General features: G+C 74.0%; 16 protein-coding genes. 10 read left to right on the top strand and 6 right to left on the bottom strand.

What is annotated here, in order from left to right; genetic code table 11:
* Positions 1–124: 124 nt before the first annotated feature.
* Positions 125–814: a class I SAM-dependent methyltransferase gene (locus AC3WT4_RS10010; protein WP_492315372.1), complete on the top strand. Its 690-nt coding sequence runs from the start codon at positions 125–127 to the stop codon at positions 812–814.
* 9 nt (positions 815–823) lie between these two features.
* Here AC3WT4_RS10010 and dapF read toward each other — a convergent pair whose 3' ends face one another.
* Both dapF and miaA read right to left on the bottom strand, forming a co-directional pair.
* Positions 824–1,846 (bottom strand): diaminopimelate epimerase, encoded by a 1,023-nt coding sequence (dapF, locus tag AC3WT4_RS10005; RefSeq protein WP_492315371.1) that lies wholly within the window; start codon positions 1,844–1,846, stop codon positions 824–826.
* On the bottom strand, positions 1,843–2,913 hold the full coding sequence (gene miaA, locus AC3WT4_RS10000) for a tRNA (adenosine(37)-N6)-dimethylallyltransferase MiaA (protein WP_492315370.1): 1,071 nt from the start codon (positions 2,911–2,913) through the stop codon (positions 1,843–1,845). Before miaA ends, dapF begins: the two co-directional genes overlap by 4 nt.
* Positions 2,914–3,054: 141 nt before the next feature.
* On the opposite strand from miaA, the gene AC3WT4_RS09995 reads away from it, so the two are divergent.
* From AC3WT4_RS09995 to AC3WT4_RS09985, 3 genes are read left to right on the top strand one after another with little or no spacing between them, the layout of a single operon-like run.
* Positions 3,055–3,552 carry a type III secretion system chaperone family protein gene (locus AC3WT4_RS09995; RefSeq protein WP_074810031.1) on the top strand — a complete coding sequence of 166 codons (498 nt, stop codon included), beginning with the start codon at positions 3,055–3,057 and terminating at the stop codon, positions 3,550–3,552.
* Positions 3,549–5,525, top strand: a complete 1,977-nt coding sequence (locus tag AC3WT4_RS09990; RefSeq protein ID WP_108050158.1) for an HSP90 family protein — start codon at positions 3,549–3,551, stop codon at positions 5,523–5,525. The genes AC3WT4_RS09995 and AC3WT4_RS09990 overlap by 4 nt, the downstream gene beginning before the upstream one ends.
* Positions 5,522–7,516 (top strand): hypothetical protein, encoded by a 1,995-nt coding sequence (locus tag AC3WT4_RS09985; protein WP_108050156.1) that lies wholly within the window; start codon positions 5,522–5,524, stop codon positions 7,514–7,516. The genes AC3WT4_RS09990 and AC3WT4_RS09985 overlap by 4 nt, the downstream gene beginning before the upstream one ends.
* On the opposite strand, the gene AC3WT4_RS09980 is transcribed toward AC3WT4_RS09985, so the two are convergent.
* Complete coding sequence (locus tag AC3WT4_RS09980; RefSeq protein ID WP_492315369.1) at positions 7,506–8,201, bottom strand: hypothetical protein; 696 nt, start codon at positions 8,199–8,201, stop codon at positions 7,506–7,508. The genes AC3WT4_RS09985 and AC3WT4_RS09980 overlap by 11 nt on opposite strands.
* A 99-nt stretch (positions 8,202–8,300) precedes the next feature.
* On the opposite strand from AC3WT4_RS09980, the gene AC3WT4_RS09975 reads away from it, so the two are divergent.
* Both AC3WT4_RS09975 and AC3WT4_RS09970 read left to right on the top strand, forming a co-directional pair.
* Positions 8,301–8,900, top strand: a complete 600-nt coding sequence (locus AC3WT4_RS09975; protein ID WP_083385404.1) for a type III secretion system chaperone family protein — start codon at positions 8,301–8,303, stop codon at positions 8,898–8,900.
* Positions 8,897–9,409 carry a type III secretion system chaperone family protein gene (locus tag AC3WT4_RS09970; protein ID WP_074810028.1) on the top strand — a complete coding sequence of 171 codons (513 nt, stop codon included), beginning with the start codon at positions 8,897–8,899 and terminating at the stop codon, positions 9,407–9,409. The genes AC3WT4_RS09975 and AC3WT4_RS09970 overlap by 4 nt, the downstream gene beginning before the upstream one ends.
* Positions 9,410–9,491: 82 nt before the next feature.
* On the opposite strand, the gene miaB is transcribed toward AC3WT4_RS09970, so the two are convergent.
* A complete protein-coding gene (gene miaB, locus AC3WT4_RS09965; protein ID WP_492315368.1) occupies positions 9,492–11,156 on the bottom strand; it encodes a tRNA (N6-isopentenyl adenosine(37)-C2)-methylthiotransferase MiaB in 1,665 nt (554 codons plus the stop codon).
* A 102-nt stretch (positions 11,157–11,258) separates the two neighbouring features.
* Here miaB and AC3WT4_RS09960 point away from each other — a divergent pair, with 102 nt between their 5' ends.
* From AC3WT4_RS09960 to AC3WT4_RS09945, 4 genes are all read left to right on the top strand, one after another.
* The gene (locus tag AC3WT4_RS09960; protein WP_083385403.1) at positions 11,259–12,077 is read left to right on the top strand and encodes an amino acid ABC transporter ATP-binding protein; all 819 of its coding nucleotides are present in this window, start codon (positions 11,259–11,261) and stop codon (positions 12,075–12,077) included.
* 195 nt (positions 12,078–12,272) lie between these two features.
* The gene (locus tag AC3WT4_RS09955; RefSeq protein WP_492315367.1) at positions 12,273–13,136 is read left to right on the top strand and encodes a glutamate ABC transporter substrate-binding protein; all 864 of its coding nucleotides are present in this window, start codon (positions 12,273–12,275) and stop codon (positions 13,134–13,136) included.
* 99 nt (positions 13,137–13,235) lie between these two features.
* Complete coding sequence (locus AC3WT4_RS09950; protein WP_074810025.1) at positions 13,236–13,925, top strand: amino acid ABC transporter permease; 690 nt, start codon at positions 13,236–13,238, stop codon at positions 13,923–13,925.
* Positions 13,922–14,824, top strand: coding sequence for an amino acid ABC transporter permease (locus AC3WT4_RS09945; protein WP_492315366.1), 903 nt, complete (start codon positions 13,922–13,924; stop codon positions 14,822–14,824). The genes AC3WT4_RS09950 and AC3WT4_RS09945 overlap by 4 nt, the downstream gene beginning before the upstream one ends.
* An 87-nt stretch (positions 14,825–14,911) precedes the next feature.
* Here AC3WT4_RS09945 and AC3WT4_RS09940 read toward each other — a convergent pair whose 3' ends face one another.
* Together AC3WT4_RS09940 and recA are read right to left on the bottom strand one after the other, a co-directional pair.
* A complete protein-coding gene (locus tag AC3WT4_RS09940) occupies positions 14,912–15,403 on the bottom strand; it encodes a regulatory protein RecX (protein ID WP_255181047.1) in 492 nt (163 codons plus the stop codon).
* A 116-nt stretch (positions 15,404–15,519) separates the two neighbouring features.
* Positions 15,520–16,629 carry a recombinase RecA gene (gene recA / locus AC3WT4_RS09935; protein ID WP_492315365.1) on the bottom strand — a complete coding sequence of 370 codons (1,110 nt, stop codon included), beginning with the start codon at positions 16,627–16,629 and terminating at the stop codon, positions 15,520–15,522.
* Positions 16,630–16,784: the final 155 nt, after the last annotated feature.

The following is a 16,784-nucleotide window of genomic DNA, read 5'->3' as shown; positions in this document are numbered from 1 at the left end:
CGCTCGTGCGTCCGGGTGTGACAACAAGCGTGGCACGCGAAATCGTCCCGAGGCCAGCGGTTAAGCGCACGAACAGCGGTCCGGCGCCCGCTGCGGCGAGCACGCCCGCGTAGGATCGGCCGACGTGACCGAGGACCAGGACCCCGCCGTCGACGCCGCGCCCGACGGCGCGCCGGACCACTACTTCACCGCACGGCCCGCCTCCGCTGCCGAGCGCCGCACGATCGCGGTGCGGCTCGCCGGCCGCGACGTCGAGGTCGAGGTCGCCTCGGGCGTCTTCTCGCCCGGCCGCCTGGACCTCGGCACGCAGGTGCTGCTGCGCACCACCCCGCCGCTCGACGACGTCCTCGCCGCCCGGCCCGACGACGGCCCCGCCCACGTCCTCGACCTCGGCTGCGGCTGGGGTCCGGTGGCCCTGACGATGGCCCTCGAGGCGCCGGAGGCGACCGTGTGGGCGGTCGACGTCAACGAGCGCGCGCTCGACCTCGTGCGCCGCAACGCGCAGCGCCTCGGGCTGGACAACGTCCGCGCCGTCCTCCCGGACGACGTGCCCGACGACGTCGCGCTCGCCGCGCTGTGGTCGAACCCGCCGATCCGGGTCGGCAAGGACGTCCTGCACGGCATGCTCCTGCACTGGCTGCCCCGGCTCGCGCCGGGCGCGAGCGCGCACCTCGTGGTCCAGCGCAACCTGGGCTCGGACTCGCTCCAGCGCTGGCTCGCCGAGGCGCTGCCCCCGCTCCTGCCGGGCGCGGTCGTCGGGCGCGCCGCGAGCGCGAAGGGGTTCCGCGTGCTCGAGGTCGTCGCGCCGCGCTGAGACGGGCCGTCAGACCGGCGCGCGGTCGTCCTCGGCCGCCGCCACGACCGGCTCGGCGGCCGGGCCCGCCGCGGGGTCGTCGTCCGCGCCGGCGCGCGCGGCGTCGTCCGGCGAGCCCGGGACGAGCGCGGCGAGGTCGATCTCGCCCGCGTGGACGAGCACCGCGGGACCCGCGAGCTCGACGCGGCCGCCCGGGAGCGCCCGCACGCGCACCGTGCCGCCCGGGACGTCGACGAGGTAGGTGTCCGGCGCGTCGGGCCCGCCCCACACGCGGACCGCGAGCGCCGCCGCGCACGCGCCCGTCCCGCACGACGGCGTCTCCCCGACGCCGCGCTCGTGCACGCGCATGCGCACGTGCCCGACGACGGTGCCGTCCTCCGCGGTCGTCTCGCCGAGGGGCACCACGAGCTCGACGTTCGTCCCGTGGGACGGAGTCGGCTCGACGACGGGCGCCTCGGTGAGGTCGGCGCGCTCGAGCACGTCCTCGCGCGCGACGGCGAGGACGGTGTGGGGGTTGCCGAGGTCGACGCTGAGCGCCGGGCGCGGGACCTCCCAGCCCCGGACGACGACGGTCGCGTCGTAGCCGTCCTGGAGCGCGGGTCGGCCGCCGGGCAGGAACCACGGACCCATGTCGACGGCGAACCAGCCGTCGTCCTCCTTGCGCACGCGCTTGACGCCCGCGCGCGTGCCGACCGGCACCTCGGTGCCGCTCGCGAAGCTCACGAGCCCGAGCCGCTCGGCGAACGCCGCGAAGACGCGCACCCCGTTGCCGCACATCTCGGCGACCGAGCCGTCGGCGTTGCGGTAGTCCATGAACCAGATGGCGTGCGGGTCCTCCGCGAGCACGTCGCGCGACTCGGGCACGAGCGCGGTGGGCACGAGGCGGATGACGCCGTCTCCCCCGATGCCGCCGCGGCGGTCGGCGAGGGCGCGCACGAGCTCGGGCGTGAGATCGAGCTCGCCCTTCGTGTCGGCGAGCAGCACGAAGTCGTTGCGGGTCCCGTGGCCCTTGGTGAAGCGGGTGCGCGTCATGAGCCCAGACTACGGCGCACGGGCACGCCGCTGTCCGCTTCGTCCGGCCCGACGGCGGTGCCCGGCGCAGCCCCGGGCCACTGCCCGTCCGTGCCCTGCGAGGCCGCGCGCTCGTCTGCCGCGGCGACGAGCGCGAGAGCGTCCTCCACGCGCGTCGGCGACTGCGCGTCGAGCCAGCCGACGCGCGGATCCCGGCCGAACCAGCCCATCTGCTTGCGCGCGAGGCGCCGCGTGTTGGCGGTGACGGCCTCGCGCGCGGCGTCCTCCGTGATCTCGCCGTGCAGCGCGGCGAGCACCTCCGCGTAGCCGACGGCGCGCCGGGCCGTGCGGCCCATGCCGTGCGCCTCCACGCGACGCACCTCTGCCACGAGGCCCTGCTCCCACATGCGCTCGACGCGGCCGGCGACCCGCGCGTCGAGCACGGCCCGGTCGCAGTCGAGGCCGATCTGCACGGTCGGGCGGACGTAGACCTGGCGCGGGAGGTTCGCCGTGAACGGCTCGCCGGTGAGCTCCATGACCTCGAGCGCCCGGACGAGCCGGCGGGTGTTGGCCGGGCCGATGCTCGCGGCCGCCGCGGGGTCGCGTCGGAGGAGCTCGTCGTGCAGCGCGCGCGGGCCCTGCTCCTCGGCGCGCGCCTCGAGCGCCGCCCGCACGGCGGGGTCCGTGCCCGGGAACCGCATGTCGTCGAGGAGCGCGCGGACGTACAGCCCGCTGCCGCCCACGACGACGGCGCGCGCGCCCCGCGCGGCGATCTCGTCGAGCACCCGGCGCGCCTCGGACTGGTAACGGGCCACCGAGGCGTCCTCGGCGGGGTCGAGCACGTCGAGGAGGTGGTGGCGCACGCCGCGGCGCTCGGCGACGGGGACCTTCGCGGTCCCGACGTCCATGCCGCGGTAGAGCTGGTAGGCGTCGGCGTTGACGATCTCCGCGGGCGCCCCGGGGACGGACAGGCGCTCGGCGAGGTCGAGGGCGAGGTCCGACTTCCCCGTGGCGGTCGGTCCCACGACGGCGACGACGACGCCTCGGGCGGACGCGGGCGCCCCGGCGGGGTCGTGCTCGGTTTTCACCCGCGCAACGGTACCGTCCGGCCCGTCGGCGAGCCGGGGCGTGTGGGCGGGGATGCGTAGTGTGTCCGTGGTCGGTCCGCCCGCGCGACCACCGACTCGCACGACTCACGACGACCTCTCAGACGACAAGGACTCGAGAACATGGGTTTCTTCACCAAGCCGGACGCCGCACCGACGAGCCAGAACGCGCCGCTGACGCGCGAGCGCGTCGAGGCGTTCCTCACGAGCCGCGAGTGGCGGTACTTCGTCGACTCGGACGGGGACCTGGGCGGCAACTGGGACGGCAAGGTGTTCTTCTTCTTCCTCATGGGTGAGAAGCAGGAGATCCTGCAGGTCCGCGGCCGGTGGAACCGGACGCTCCCCGCGTCGGCCGAGGCGCAGGTCGCGCTCGTCGCCAACGAGTTCAACCGCGACAAGATCTGGCCGAAGGTCTACGCGCGCGTCGAGGACGACCAGCTCGCGGTCTACACGGAGGTCTCGACGGACCTGGAGTTCGGCGTCGCGGACGACCAGCTCGGCCAGCTCCTCGAGTGCGGCCTGTTCACGGGCCTGCAGTTCTTCGACGCGCTCGACTCCCGCTTCCCCGACACGGCCGCGCAGACCGTGGCCGAGGGCGGCGCCGACGTCGACGCGCGGTGACCGGCACGCACGAGAGCACCGCGGGCCGCACCGCCCCGGACGGCGGCGCCCCGGGCGAGGAGGCGACGGCCTTCCAGGTCGACCTGCGGGGCGTCGTCGACCTCCTGGCCCGGCACCTCTACTCGAGCCCGCGCGTCTACCTGCGCGAGCTGCTGCAGAACGGCGTCGACGCGATCACCGCGCGCGCCGGGCTCGAGGGGCCGCAGGCACCGGCGCGGATCCTGCTCCGCCCGCTGCCCGACGGCGGCCTGGAGGTGCACGACTCGGGCGTCGGGCTGACCCGGGACGAGGCGCGGGAGCTCCTCGCGACCATCGGGCGCAGCTCCAAGCGCGACGTCGAGCTCGGGACGGGACGCGAGGAGTTCCTGGGCCAGTTCGGCATCGGGCTCCTGTCCGCGTTCATGGTCGCCGACGAGATCGAGCTCGTCTCGCGCTCCGCACGCCGCACGGCGTCGGGCGACGCACCCGCCCCCGTGCGCTGGCGCGGCCGTGCCGACGGCACGTACGAGCTCGTCGAGCTCTCCCCGGACGACCCGGCGGCGCCCGCCGAGCCCGGGAGCGTCGTCCGGCTGCACCCGCGGCGGGACACCGAGCACTGGCTGGCCCCCGAGTCCGTGGTCGCGCTCGCCCAGGACTTCGGCTCGCTCCTGCCGGTCGAGCTGCTCGTCGAGACACGTCTCGACGACGGCCCCGGCGTGCGCACCCCGACCGGCGACGCCCCGGTCGCGGTGCGCCGGCTCAGCGGCGAGGACCTGCCGTGGCGCGCTGCGCACCCGACGCCCGCAGCCCGCGACGCCGCGCTCGCCGCGTACGCCGAGCGCACCCTCGGCTTCACCCCGCTGGCCCGGATCGACCTCGACCTGCCGCTCGCCGGCCTGACGGGCGTCGCGTACGTGCTCCCGGCCGCGGTCGCGCCGACCACGACGTCGCGGCACCGGGTCTACCTCAAGCGCATGCTCCTGGGCAGCGCGGTCGACGACCTGCTGCCCCCGTGGGCGTTCTTCGTGCGGTGCGTCCTCGACGCGTCCGTGCTGCGCCCGACGGCGTCGCGCGAGGGGCTGTACGAGGACGAGGTCCTGCTCGCGACCCGCGACGCGCTCGGGGCGCAGGTGCGGCGATGGCTGCTCGAGACGCTCGCGACGGACTCCGTCCTCGCGCGGCGCTTCCTCGAGACGCACCACCTCGCCGTGCGCGCGCTCGCGCTCACCGACGACGAGATGCTCGACGTCGCCGCGCGCGTGCTGCCCTTCGAGACGACGGCCGGGTCCACGACGCTCGCCGACCTCGCGGCGGACCACCCCGACGGGCGCCTGCTGTACACGGCGAGCGTCGAGGAGTTCCGGCGCATCGCACCCGTCGCGGCGGCGCAGGGGCTCGCGGTCGTCAACGGCGGCTACGTCTACGACGCCGACCTGCTGGAGCGCGTCGCGGCGCGGTTCCCGCGGTGGCGGCTGTCGCCCGTCTCGGCCGCGGACGTCGCGCACGTCCTCACGGAGGTCGAGCCGCTGCGCGAGCTCGAGGTCGCCGACGCGCTCGCGTCGCTCGACGACGCGCTCGCCGAGCAGGACTGCGACGTCGTGCTGCGCCGGTACGAGCCGGACGCCCTCCCGGCCATGCTCCTGCACGACCGCGAGGGCGACCACGCGCGCGAGGCCGCCCGCGTCGCGGAGACGGACGACCTGTGGGGCGAGATCCTCGCGGGGCTCAGCGCCCCGGCCCGCCCCCGCCGCCTGGTCCTCAACGACGCCAACACCACCGTGCGCGACCTGCTCGCGAGCCCCGACGCGCAGGTGCGCGCGGCGGGCGCCCGCTCCCTCTATGTCACGGCGGTGCTCGCGTCCGGCAAGGCGCTCCAGCCCGCCGAGGCGACCCTCATGAACGACTCCCTGTCGCTCCTGCTCGCCCGCGCCCTCGCGGCCGGGCAGGACGCCGCCACGGAACCCGACCCCCCTGCCGACGAGGAGAACCGATGACCCGGTCCGTGGACCAGGTGAACGCCGCCCTGTACGACGTCCGCCGCATGCCCTACGGCCTCGCGCGCTCCACGGCCGCAGCGGCCGAGCTCGAGCGCGTCGAGGCCGAGGGCCCCGACGCGGCGCGCGCCTACGCGCTGTTCGTCCTCGTCGAGTCGTACGTGTGGGGCGGCGAGGTGACCAAGGCGTACCTGCCGTTCACCAAGATGCTGCGCTGGTGGGACGAGCACCCCGAGCACTTCGACGCCGAGGACGCACACTCGCTGTTCTGGTCGTTCAAGTGGATGGTCGGGCACCTCATGGAGTTCCCCGACGTCCCCGCCGCGCAGATCGAGCGCACTCTCGACGACATGGCGCGCCGGTACGCGCTCGCGGGCAACGGCACGAACGCCGTCGCCCTGGAGCGCTTCGAGTGGGCGCGCGAGCGGGGCGCCACGGACGTCGAGGACGCGTACCGCGCGTGGGTCGCGACCCCGCGCGACGACTACTCGCAGTGCGAGGCGTGCGAGCCGGGCGACCGCGCGGCGTACCTCTTCGAGACGGGCCGGCACGACGAGGGCGTCCGGCTGCTCGAGGGCGTGCTCCAGGGATCGCCGTCGTGCGCCACCGAGCCCGGTGACATGCTGTCCCACCTCCAGCTGGCGTACGTGGAGGTCGGCGACGCCGAGGCCGCGGCGCGCACGCACCGCCGCGGGCTGCGCCACCTCGACACCGGGGTGACGATGACGGGCCCGAAGGGTCGTCACGTGGAGTTCCTCGCGCGGACGGGCAACGCGTCGCGCGCGCTCCGAATGCTCGTGGAGCACCAGGCCTTCCTCACGGAGGCGGACTCGCCGGGCGACCGGCTCGGCTTCCTCACGAGCGTGAGCGTCGCCACGGGCGTCCTGCGGGCCGACCACGGCGACGCCCCGCTCGCGCTGCGGGACGTGCCCGCCACGACGGTCGCCGAGCTCGACGCGTGGGTGCGCGGCGAGGCGGCCGCGCTCGCGCAGTCCTTCGACGCGCGCAACGGCACGACGGCGGCGTCCGAGCGGCTGCGCGCGGCGTGGGAGCGGGGCGCACGCACGCTCCCCGTCGACCTGGCCGTGCTCTCCGTGGACGCCCCGGTGGTGACACCGCAGCCCGCCGCGGCCGAAGGCACCGCGGGTGGCCCGTCGGACCTCCCGGCCGAGCTCGCGCCCGAGGCGTCCGCGGTCGCCGACGGCACCCCGGCCGAGACCGCCGTCGAGCCCACCGACGCCGACGGTCTGCTCGCGCTCGCCGACGACGTGGCAGGCGACGACCCGGTCCGGGCCGCACGCCTCCTGCGTCGCGCGTCGTCGCTCCTGGAGTCCTCCGGCCACCTCGACCGCGCCGGGTTCGCGCTCGCCGAGGCGGCGCAGCTCGCCGCGCTGGAGGGCGACGACGAGGGCGCCGCGCCGGCGTTCCTCCACGCGCTCGCGCTCCTGCGGGCAGGTGGTGTCGCGCCCCGGTTCGTCGGGCAGGTCGTGCGCGCGTACGCGCGGCTCGAGGCCGGGCGTGGCGACGTGACCGGCGCCCTGGGGCAGGTCGAGCGCACGCTCGACGACCTCGCCGCGGCGAGCGAGGGCACGAGCGACGGGTCCGCGCCACGGGCCGCCGAGCTCGTCGAGCGCGACGCGGCAGCCGACGCGCGCGAGCGTCGCGACCTCGACGACACGCGCGCCCGCCTCCTCGCGACCGCGGGCGACCTCGACGCGGCGGCGACGCTCGCGGAGTCCGTCGCCGAGGAGTTCGCCCGCGCCGGTGACGTCCGGGACGCGGCGCACGCCTTCTGGCTCGCCGGGCGCTCGCGCTGCGAGGCGGGGAAGGACACGGACGCGGTGGAGCTGCTCGAGTCGGCGATGGAGGGCTTCGCCATCGTCCACGACGCCGAGTCGCGCGCGATGGTCGGCAACGAGATGGTCGCCGCGCTGCGCCGCCTCGGGCGCGACGACGAGGCCGCCGCCGTCGGGACGGGCCTCAGCGGCTGACGGCGGGCCCTGCCGGGCCGCTGGCGGCTGCGGGGGTGCGGACCGCGTACCGCCGCACCGCCACGGCAGGGTCCGGCTCGTCGCACGTCGCGACCGGCGCGGCCTCCGCGCCCGCCGCAGCGACGAACCCGTCGAGCGCGGCCTGCGGCAGGGGCGCGCGCGGGTCGTGCACGACGACGAGCCGCGCCCCCTCGCGGGCGAGCTCCGCGCCGAGCTCCCGGGCGGTGTCCAGGGCCGCCGGCGACGCCGCACCCGCCTCCGTAGCCGTCTCCGGACCCGCCTTCGTGCCCGCGCCTGCCGCCGTCCGCGTCACCGCGTCACCGAGCTCGACGACGTCGACGGGACCCGTCCATCCCGCACCGGCGAGCGCGAGGAGCGCCACGGAGGCGGCCGTCCCGGCGACGGGTCGGTCGAGCGGTCGCGTGGCGGCGGCCCACGCCGGGTCGATCCACCGGTCCGCGACACCCGCCGCGGCGAGCGAGGCCCGGGCGGCGCCGCGGGCGCGCGCGGCTCCCGGGGCGACCACCACCACGGAGGACGCACCCGCCCCACCGGGCGGGTCCGCCACGAGGTCCGCGAGCGCCGCGAGCGCCGCCTCGCGCACGGGCCCGAGGACCGAGGCGGCGCCGGCCGCTCCCGGGACGAGCAGGACGGTTCCAGGGAGCACGACGGCACGGACGGTCACCGTCCCACCGTAGTGGTGCCCGCTCCCCCGCCGTCGCGGCGGCCTCCCCGGACGGCCCGCGATGCGGCGTCCGCGGTCGGGCGCGAGTACGGTAGGGAGGTGAGGTTCTTCGGGGCGCGGGACGACGACGACCGGCGGGACGGGAATCCCGGCGGGGCGCAGGACGGGGGCCGACCCGGCGCGGCCCGGCCGGCGGACGACCTGCAGTCGCAGGTCGAGGACCTGCTGGCGCGCGAGCTGGGCCAGGTCGCGACCGACGTCCTGCGGCCTCCCACGCCGCTCACGCTCTCGCGGGTCGTCGAGTGGATCACCGACAGCGGGTACAGCTACTTCGTCGACTCCGACGGTGACGTCGGCGGGCTGTGGCACGGCCGCCTGTTCTACTTCCTGCTCTTCGGCAACAACGACGAGATCCTCCAGGTGCGCGGCCAGTGGAACCGCGACCTCGCGCTCGAGCGTCTCGAGGAGATCCTCGAGTTCTGCAACGAGTGGAACGCGGACCGCATCTGGCCCAAGACGTACACGCGCGTCCGCGACAACGGGATGATCCAGGTCTTCACCGAGGTGACGGTCGACCTCGAGCACGGCGTGACGGACGACCAGCTCGACCAGCTCCTCCAGTGCGGGCTGAGCACGGGCTCGATGTTCTTCGACGCGCTCGACGAGTTCTACCCCGACCCCGCGGGGCAGGCGCCATGACGCAGGCCCGCACCAACTGGTTCACGCGCCTGTTCGGCAACCGCCGGCCCAAGGCGCCGGACTCGTTCCCGCGCGAGGAGGAGCTGCCGCGCGCGCTGTCGATGGCGCGCATCGGCGACCACCTGACCCGCCGCGGCTACCACTTCCGCGTGGACGACGACGGCGACATCACCGGCACGTGGGACGGTCACCGCTTCTGGTTCCTGCTGCTCGGCGACCGGTCGGAGATCCTCCAGGTCCGCGGCCGCTGGTCCACGACGCTCCCCGTCGAGTCGCGCCTCCTCACGCTCCAGACCGTCAACGACTGGAACCGCGAGCGCATCTGGCCCAAGGTCTACGTGCGCGAGGAGGGGGGACGGCTCGCGCTCTACGCCGAGGTCTCCGTCGACCTCGAGCACGGCGCGACCGACGACCAGCTCGCGCAGACCGTCTCGTGCGGGCTCGGCACCGCCGTGCAGCTCTTCCACGCGATCGGCGCCCAGCTCCCGCCGGGGACCCTGGACGACTGACGCACGGGGGCACCCGTCGTCGGGTCCACCCACGGGGCTCGCGCGGTCCCCGGCGTCTGCACCTCGCTCCTGGATCCCGCGCTCAGGCGCGGAGCGTGGGGAGGCCCAGGACGACGGGGCCCGACGGCGCGCCGCCGCCGTGGCCGTGGTCGTCGTCGCCACCGCCCAGGCGGGCGCGCTCGCGCTTCGCCCACGCGTCACCGGAGCGGGTCCGGCGCACGGCGAACGTGCCGCCTGCGAGCGCCGAGTCGGCGAGGAGGTGGTGCGGCGCGGACCGGGTGACCTCGACCGTGACGACGTCGCCGGGACGCGGCAGGCGGGCGTCGAGGTCGTCCGCGAGGCGCGGGTCGACGGAGCCGGGCGCCCCGGTCCGGTCGGACGGGGCGTCGTCGGGCACCGAGACGACGTCCGCCGGGAGCGCGAGGTGCACGAGGCGGTTGTCGGGTGCTCGGCCGGTCACGCGGTGCGTCGCGCCGTCCTTGCGGCCCGCGCCCTCACCGACGAGGACGTCGATCGTCCGGCCGACCTGGCGTGCCGACTCCTCGCCGGCGACCCGCTCCTGGAGCGCCTGGAGCTGCTCGAAGCGCTCCTGCACGACCTCCTTGGGGAGCTGCCCGTCCATCGTCGCGGCGGGCGTCCCGGGGCGCGGCGAGTACTGGAAGATGAACGCGGAGGAGAAGCGCGACGCCTCGACGACCCGCATCGTCTCCGCGAAGTCCTCCTCGGTCTCGCCCGGGAAGCCCACGATGATGTCGGTGGTGATCGCGGCGTCGGGCATGACGGCCCGGACGCGGTCGAGGATCCCGAGGAACCGCTCGGAGCGGTAGGAGCGGCGCATCGCGCGCAGCACGCGGTCGGAGCCCGACTGGAGCGGCATGTGGAGCTGGGGCATGACGTTCGGCGTCTCCGCCATGGCCGCGATCACGTCGTCGGTGAACGCGGCCGGGTGCGGCGACGTGAACCGCACGCGCTCGAGCCCGTCGATCGTCCCGCACGCGCGCAGGAGCTTGGCGAACGCGCCGCGGTCGCCGAACTCGACGCCGTAGCTGTTGACGTTCTGGCCGAGCAGCGTCACCTCGATGGCGCCCGCCTCGACCAGCGCGCCGACCTCGGCGAGCACCTCGCCCGGGCGACGGTCGCGCTCCTTGCCGCGCAGGTGCGGCACGATGCAGAACGTGCACGTGTTGTTGCAGCCGACGCTGATGGAGACCCACCCGGCGTAGACCGACTCGCGCTTCGTCGGCAGCGTGGAGGGGAACACCTGCAGCGACTCGGCGATCTCCACCTGCGCCGCCTCGTTGTGCCGCGCGCGCTCGAGCAGGACGGGCAGGGCGTCGAGGTTGTGGGTGCCGAAGACGACGTCGACCCAGGGGGCCTTCTCGACGATGGTGCCGCGGTCCTTCTGGGCGAGGCAGCCGCCGACGGCGATCTGCATGCCGGGCCGCGCGGCCTTGACCGAGGCGAGCTGACCGAGGTTGCCGTAGAGACGCGTCGCGGCGTTCTCGCGCACGGCGCACGTGTTGATGACGACGACGTCGGCGCGGTTCGCGGCCTCGTCCTGCGCGCTCGCGCGCGTGTAGCCCGCCTGCTCGAGCATCCCCGCCATGTGCTCGGAGTCGTGGACGTTCATCTGGCACCCGAGCGTGCGCACGACGTAGGTGCGGGGGTGCGCGTCGTCGGCCGGCGCAGCGGCGCTGGAGCGAGGTGCGGGGGAAGCCGGGACGGGGGCGGGGGCGATCGTGGACATCACCGTCCAGGGTACGGCTCCGGGTGCCGTGTTACTGAACTGTTGCCCGGTTGTTGCCGGATGAGGTGGCACCGTGCAACAGAAGGGACATAGTGTCCAGGAATGGCCGACGAAACCCCTTCGCCGTCCGACGCGCAGCGCAGCGCGCAGGACGCTCAGCCCCTCCCCGCCGAGCAGGTCCTCGGTGAGCCGCTCGTCGAGCTGCGCGACGTGAACAAGCACTTCGGCGAGCTCCACGTGCTGCGCGACATCAACCTCACGGTCCGGCGCGGCGAGGTGCTCGTCGTCATCGGACCGTCCGGCTCGGGCAAGTCGACCCTGTGCCGGGCGATCAACCGGCTCGAGACGATCGACTCGGGCGAGATCCTCGTCGACGGGGAGCCGCTGCCCGAGGAGGGCAAGGCGCTCGCACGCCTGCGCTCCGACGTCGGCATGGTCTTCCAGTCCTTCAACCTGTTCGCGCACAAGACGATCCTCGACAACGTGACGCTCGGGCCCGTCAAGGTGCGCCGCGAGCGGGGCAAGGACGCCAAGGAGCGCGCCCTGGCCCTCCTCGACCGGGTCGGCGTGAAGAACCAGGCGCAGAAGATGCCCGCGCAGCTCTCGGGCGGCCAGCAGCAGCGCGTGGCCATCGCCCGGGCACTCGCGATGAAGCCCAAGGTCATGCTGTTCGACGAGCCCACGTCGGCGCTCGACCCCGAGATGATCAACGAGGTACTCGACGTCATGGTCTCGCTCGCCAAGGAGGGCATGACCATGATCGTCGTCACCCACGAGATGGGCTTCGCCCGGAAGGCCGCCAACCGCGTCGTCTTCATGGCGGACGGCCAGATCGTCGAGGAGGCCCACCCCGAGGAGTTCTTCACCGCGCCGAAGAGCGAGCGCGCCCAGGACTTCCTCTCCAAGATCCTCACGCACTGAGCCCCGGACCGGGGACCTGACCACCGGAGACGCACCGGGCGGAGCAGCGAGGCGCCGCAACCGGACCGGTCCGGAGGACCCGACACCACGACCACGCACCGACCACCACGGACCGGGCCACCCGGCCCCCCACACCCGGCCGACCGACACGGCACACCGTCGTCGGACGGCCACCACTCACGAAGGGTAGGAACGATGCGCACACGACACGCAGGTGCTGCCACGCTGGCCGCTCTCACCGCGCTCACGCTCGCAGCGTGCGGCGGCGGCGACGTCGGCGGCGAGAGCACGACCACGGACTCCGAGCAGACCGCCGACGGCGGCGGCGAGACGGTCAAGATCGGCATCAAGTTCGACCAGCCCGGCCTGGGGTACCAGGACGGGTCGACCTACACGGGGTTCGACGTCGACGTCGCGACCTACGTGGCGGGCGAGCTCGGCTTCTCCGAGGACCAGATCGAGTGGGTCGAGGCTCCGTCCGCGCAGCGCGAGACGATGCTGCAGACCGGTCAGGTCGACATGATCTTCGCGACGTACTCCATCACGGACACGCGCAAGGAGACGGTCGCGTTCGCCGGCCCGTACTTCGTCGCCGGGCAGGACCTGCTCGTCGCCGAGGGCAACACCGACATCACCGGCCCCGAGTCGCTCGAGGGCAAGAACCTCTGCTCCGTCTCGGGCTCGACGTCCGCGCAGCGGATCAAGGACGAGTACGCCGCGGGCGTGCAGCTCCTCGAGCGCCCCGGGTACGCGGAGTGCGTCACGGCGCTCACCGCCGGCCAGGTCGACGCCGTCACGACCGACGACATCATCCTCGCGGGCCTCGCGGCGCAGCCGCAGAACAAGGGCAAGGTGAAGGTGGTCGGCGCCCCGTTCTCGACCGAGCGCTACGGCGTCGGCCTCCCCCAGGACAACGACGTCTGCGAGGACGTCAACGCCGCGATCGAGAAGATGATCGAGGACGGCTCCTGGGAGGAGTTCGTGAGCAAGAACACCGAGGGCACCGGGTACACGCCGAACGCGAGCGAGAACCCGCCGACGGTCGACGCCTGCGCCTGACCGTCCACGTCACGGGGGAGCGGCGCACCGCTGCGCCGCTACCCCGGCCGTCGGGTCCCTCGACGACCCGGCACGACCCCACCCGGAGGACAACGAACCGTGGGTGACTACCTCTCCCAGACCTGGGCGCTCGCCCAGGAGTACGACGTGCTCGGAGCGTTCTGGGTCAACATCCAGCTGACGTTCTGGGCAGCGATCCTGTCCCTCGTGCTCGGCACCGCGCTCGCGCTCATGCGTATCTCCCCCGTGCCGAGCCTGCGCTGGGCCGGCGCGACATACGTGAACCTCCTGCGGAACACGCCGCTGACGATCATCATGACGTTCATGGTCCTCGCGGTGTGGACCCAGCTGCAGATCAGCCTGTCCACGGACTTCGCCTCGAACTTCTTCCGGTTCGCGGTCATCGGCCTCGCCGTCTACCACGCCGCGTTCGTCTGCGAGGCGATCCGCTCGGGGGTGAACACCGTGCCGATCGGTCAGGCCGAGGCCGCGCGAGCCATCGGTCTGTCGTTCCTGCCGGCCGCGCGCCTGGTCATCCTGCCGCAGGCGTTCCGCGGCGCGATCGCCCCGCTCGGCAACACCCTCATCGCGCTGCTGAAGAACTCCACCGTGGCGGCGGCCGCGAGCGTCACGACCGAGACGTCGACCCTCATGAGGACCATGATCGAGTTCAACTCGAACTACATCTACGGGATCTTCCTCACGTTCGCGATCGGCTACGTCGTGCTGGTCATCCCCATCGGCCTGCTCACCACGTCCCTCTCCCAACGACTGGCGGTCCGCCGATGAGAACCCAGCAGTCCGTCCTCTTCGACGCCCCCGGCCCCCGCGCCCGGCGCGCCATCGCCGTCGGGAACGTGATCGGTGCCGTGGTCGTGCTCGGGATAGCGGCGCTCGTGCTGCTGGAGCTCGGGCGCAAGGGCCAGCTCTCGTGGGAGCAGTGGGGCCCCGTCTTCACGGCCAACGCGTGGGAGAACTACTTCCTTCCGGGCCTGCAGAACACGCTGCGTGCCGCCGGGTTCGCGATCGTCGGTGCCGTCGTCTTCGGGCTGGTCTTCGGCTCCGGCAGGCTCTCGCACGTGCGGGTCGTGCGCTGGGCGTGCGGTGTCGTGGTCGAGTTCTTCCGCGCCGTGCCGGTGCTGCTCATGATGATCTTCTTCTGGCTCCTGCTGGGCCTGCAGAAAGTCCCGGACGCCCCGTTCCTCGCGGTCGTGATCTCGCTCGTGCTCTACAACGGCTCGGTGATCGCCGAGCTCGTCCGGTCCGGCGTCGGCAACCTGCCGAAGGGGCAGGGGGAGGCCGGTCTGGCCATCGGGCTGACGCGCGGTCAGACGCTGCGGTCGATCCAGCTGCCGCAGGCGCTCATCGCCATGCTGCCCGCGCTCGTGTCGCAGCTCGTCGTCGTGCTCAAGGACACGGCGCTCGGCCAGATCATCACATACCCCGAGCTGCTGCGGGCCGCGCAGATCCTCGGCGTCGGCTTCGGGAACACCCTGCAGACGCTCACGGTCGCCGCGGTCATCTTCATCGTCATCAACTACGCCCTGACCACCCTGGCCCAGTGGCTCTCGCGCTTCCTCAGCGGGCGCACCGCGGGCGCCACGGCTGCCGGCCCGGGGATCGGCAACCCGACAGCCGTCGCGGGCGGTCCCGCGGACGAGGCGCCGGCCGTGTCCACCGCGCGCTGACGCGCCCGTCGCCCGCCCGGTCACGGGCGGGCGACGTGCCGCTGCCGCCGAGCGGTCCGCCGGTCCGCGACCGGGTCGGCGGGGCGGTCACTCCTCCGCGTCGAGCTCGCGCTGCACGATCTCGAAGGCCAGCCCGGGGCTGTACCCCTTGCGGGCGAGCGCGCCGACCGTCCGCCGCACGCGGACGTCGCGGTCGAGGCCGCGCGTCCTCGCGAGACGCGTCCGCGCGAGGGCCAGGGCGGCGTCCGCCTCGGAGTCGTCGTCGACCTGCTCGAGCGCGACCGCGCCGACCTCGCCGTCGATCCCCCGCCGGCGCAGCTCGGTCGAGATCGCGCGGCGGGACAGCCCACGCTCCGCGTGGCGCGTGCGGACGATCATCTCCGCGTACTGCGCGTCGTCGACGAGCCCGACCTCCTCGAAACGGTCGAGGATCGGGAGCACGACGTGCTCCGGGTAGCCCTTGCGCGCGAGCGACTGCGTGAGCTCCGCACGGCTCTTCGGCGCTGCGGTGAGGATGCGCAGGACGGTCTCGCGGGCACGCTCGGCGAGGTCGGCGTCGCTGATCTCGCCGCGCTCCACGAGCTCGTGCAGCGACGGGCGCGGGCGCCGCCCGGCCTTGCGGCCCGTGCGGCGCCCGTCGTCCTCCTCGGGCGGGTCGAGAGGCTCGACGCCCTCGCTCCCGTCCTGCTCGCCGATCAGAACGGCGACTTCTTCCCCTTGACGGCCGCGGCAGGTGCCTTCGCCGCGGCAGGCGCGGCGTCGGCCGCGACGGTCACGCCGGCGGCCGGGTCGGCCGGTGCGTCGACCTTGGCCCCGACGCCGAGCTTCTCCTTGATCTTCTTCTCGAGCTCGTTCGCGAGGTCGGGGTTGTCGCGCAGGAACGAGCGCGCGTTCTCCTTGCCCTGACCGAGCTGGTCGCCGCCGTAGGTGAACCACGACCCGGACTTGCGCACGAACCCGTGCTCCACGCCCATGTCGATGAGGCCACCCTCGCGAGAGATGCCGACCCCGTAGAGGATGTCGAACTCGGCCTGCTTGAACGGCGGGGCCATCTTGTTCTTGACGACCTTCACGCGGGTCCGGTTGCCGACCGCGTCGGTGCCCTCCTTGAGGGTCTCGATGCGGCGGATGTCGAGGCGGACCGAGGCGTAGAACTTCAGCGCCTTGCCACCGGTCGTCGTCTCCGGAGAGCCGAAGAACACGCCGATCTTCTCGCGGAGCTGGTTGATGAAGATCGCGGTGGTGCCGGACGCGCTGAGCGCACCGGTGATCTTGCGCAGCGCCTGCGACATGAGGCGGGCCTGGAGACCGACGTGGCTGTCGCCCATCTCGCCCTCGATCTCCGCCTTGGGCACGAGGGCCGCGACGGAGTCGATGACGATGATGTCGAGCGCGCCCGAGCGGATCAGCATGTCCGTGATCTCGAGCGCCTGCTCCCCCGTGTCCGGCTGGGAGACGAGGAGGGCGTCGGTGTCGACGCCGAGCTTCTTCGCGTACTCCGGGTCGAGGGCGTGCTCGGCGTCGATGAACGCGGCGATGCCCCCGGCGCGCTGGGCGCTGGCCACGGCGTGCAGCGCGACCGTCGTCTTTCCGGAGGACTCCGGGCCGTACACCTCGATGACGCGCCCGCGCGGCAGGCCACCGATGCCGAGCGCGATGTCGAGCGCGATGGAGCCCGTGGGGATGACCTCGACGGGGGCGCGGCCCTCCTCGCCGAGGCGCATGACGGAGCCCTTGCCGAAGCTCCGGTCGATCTGGGCGAGGGCTGCCTCGAGCGCCTTCTCGCGGTCTGCGGGTGCGGGCATGTCAGTCCACCTTCGGTTCGACGTCCATCAGTTCGTTGTGGCCCGACGTTACGGGCAGCCACCGACACGCGGTGCCGACGAGCCCCGGACCTGGGGACCGTCGTGCCGGACCGGCGTCCCGGGCCCGCCGGAGCGCGCCCTGTGCACAACTCTAG

The organism is Cellulosimicrobium sp. EB106-03-01-XG111 (assembly GCF_058792115.1).
This window is presented reverse-complemented; position numbering and strand designations above follow the sequence as displayed.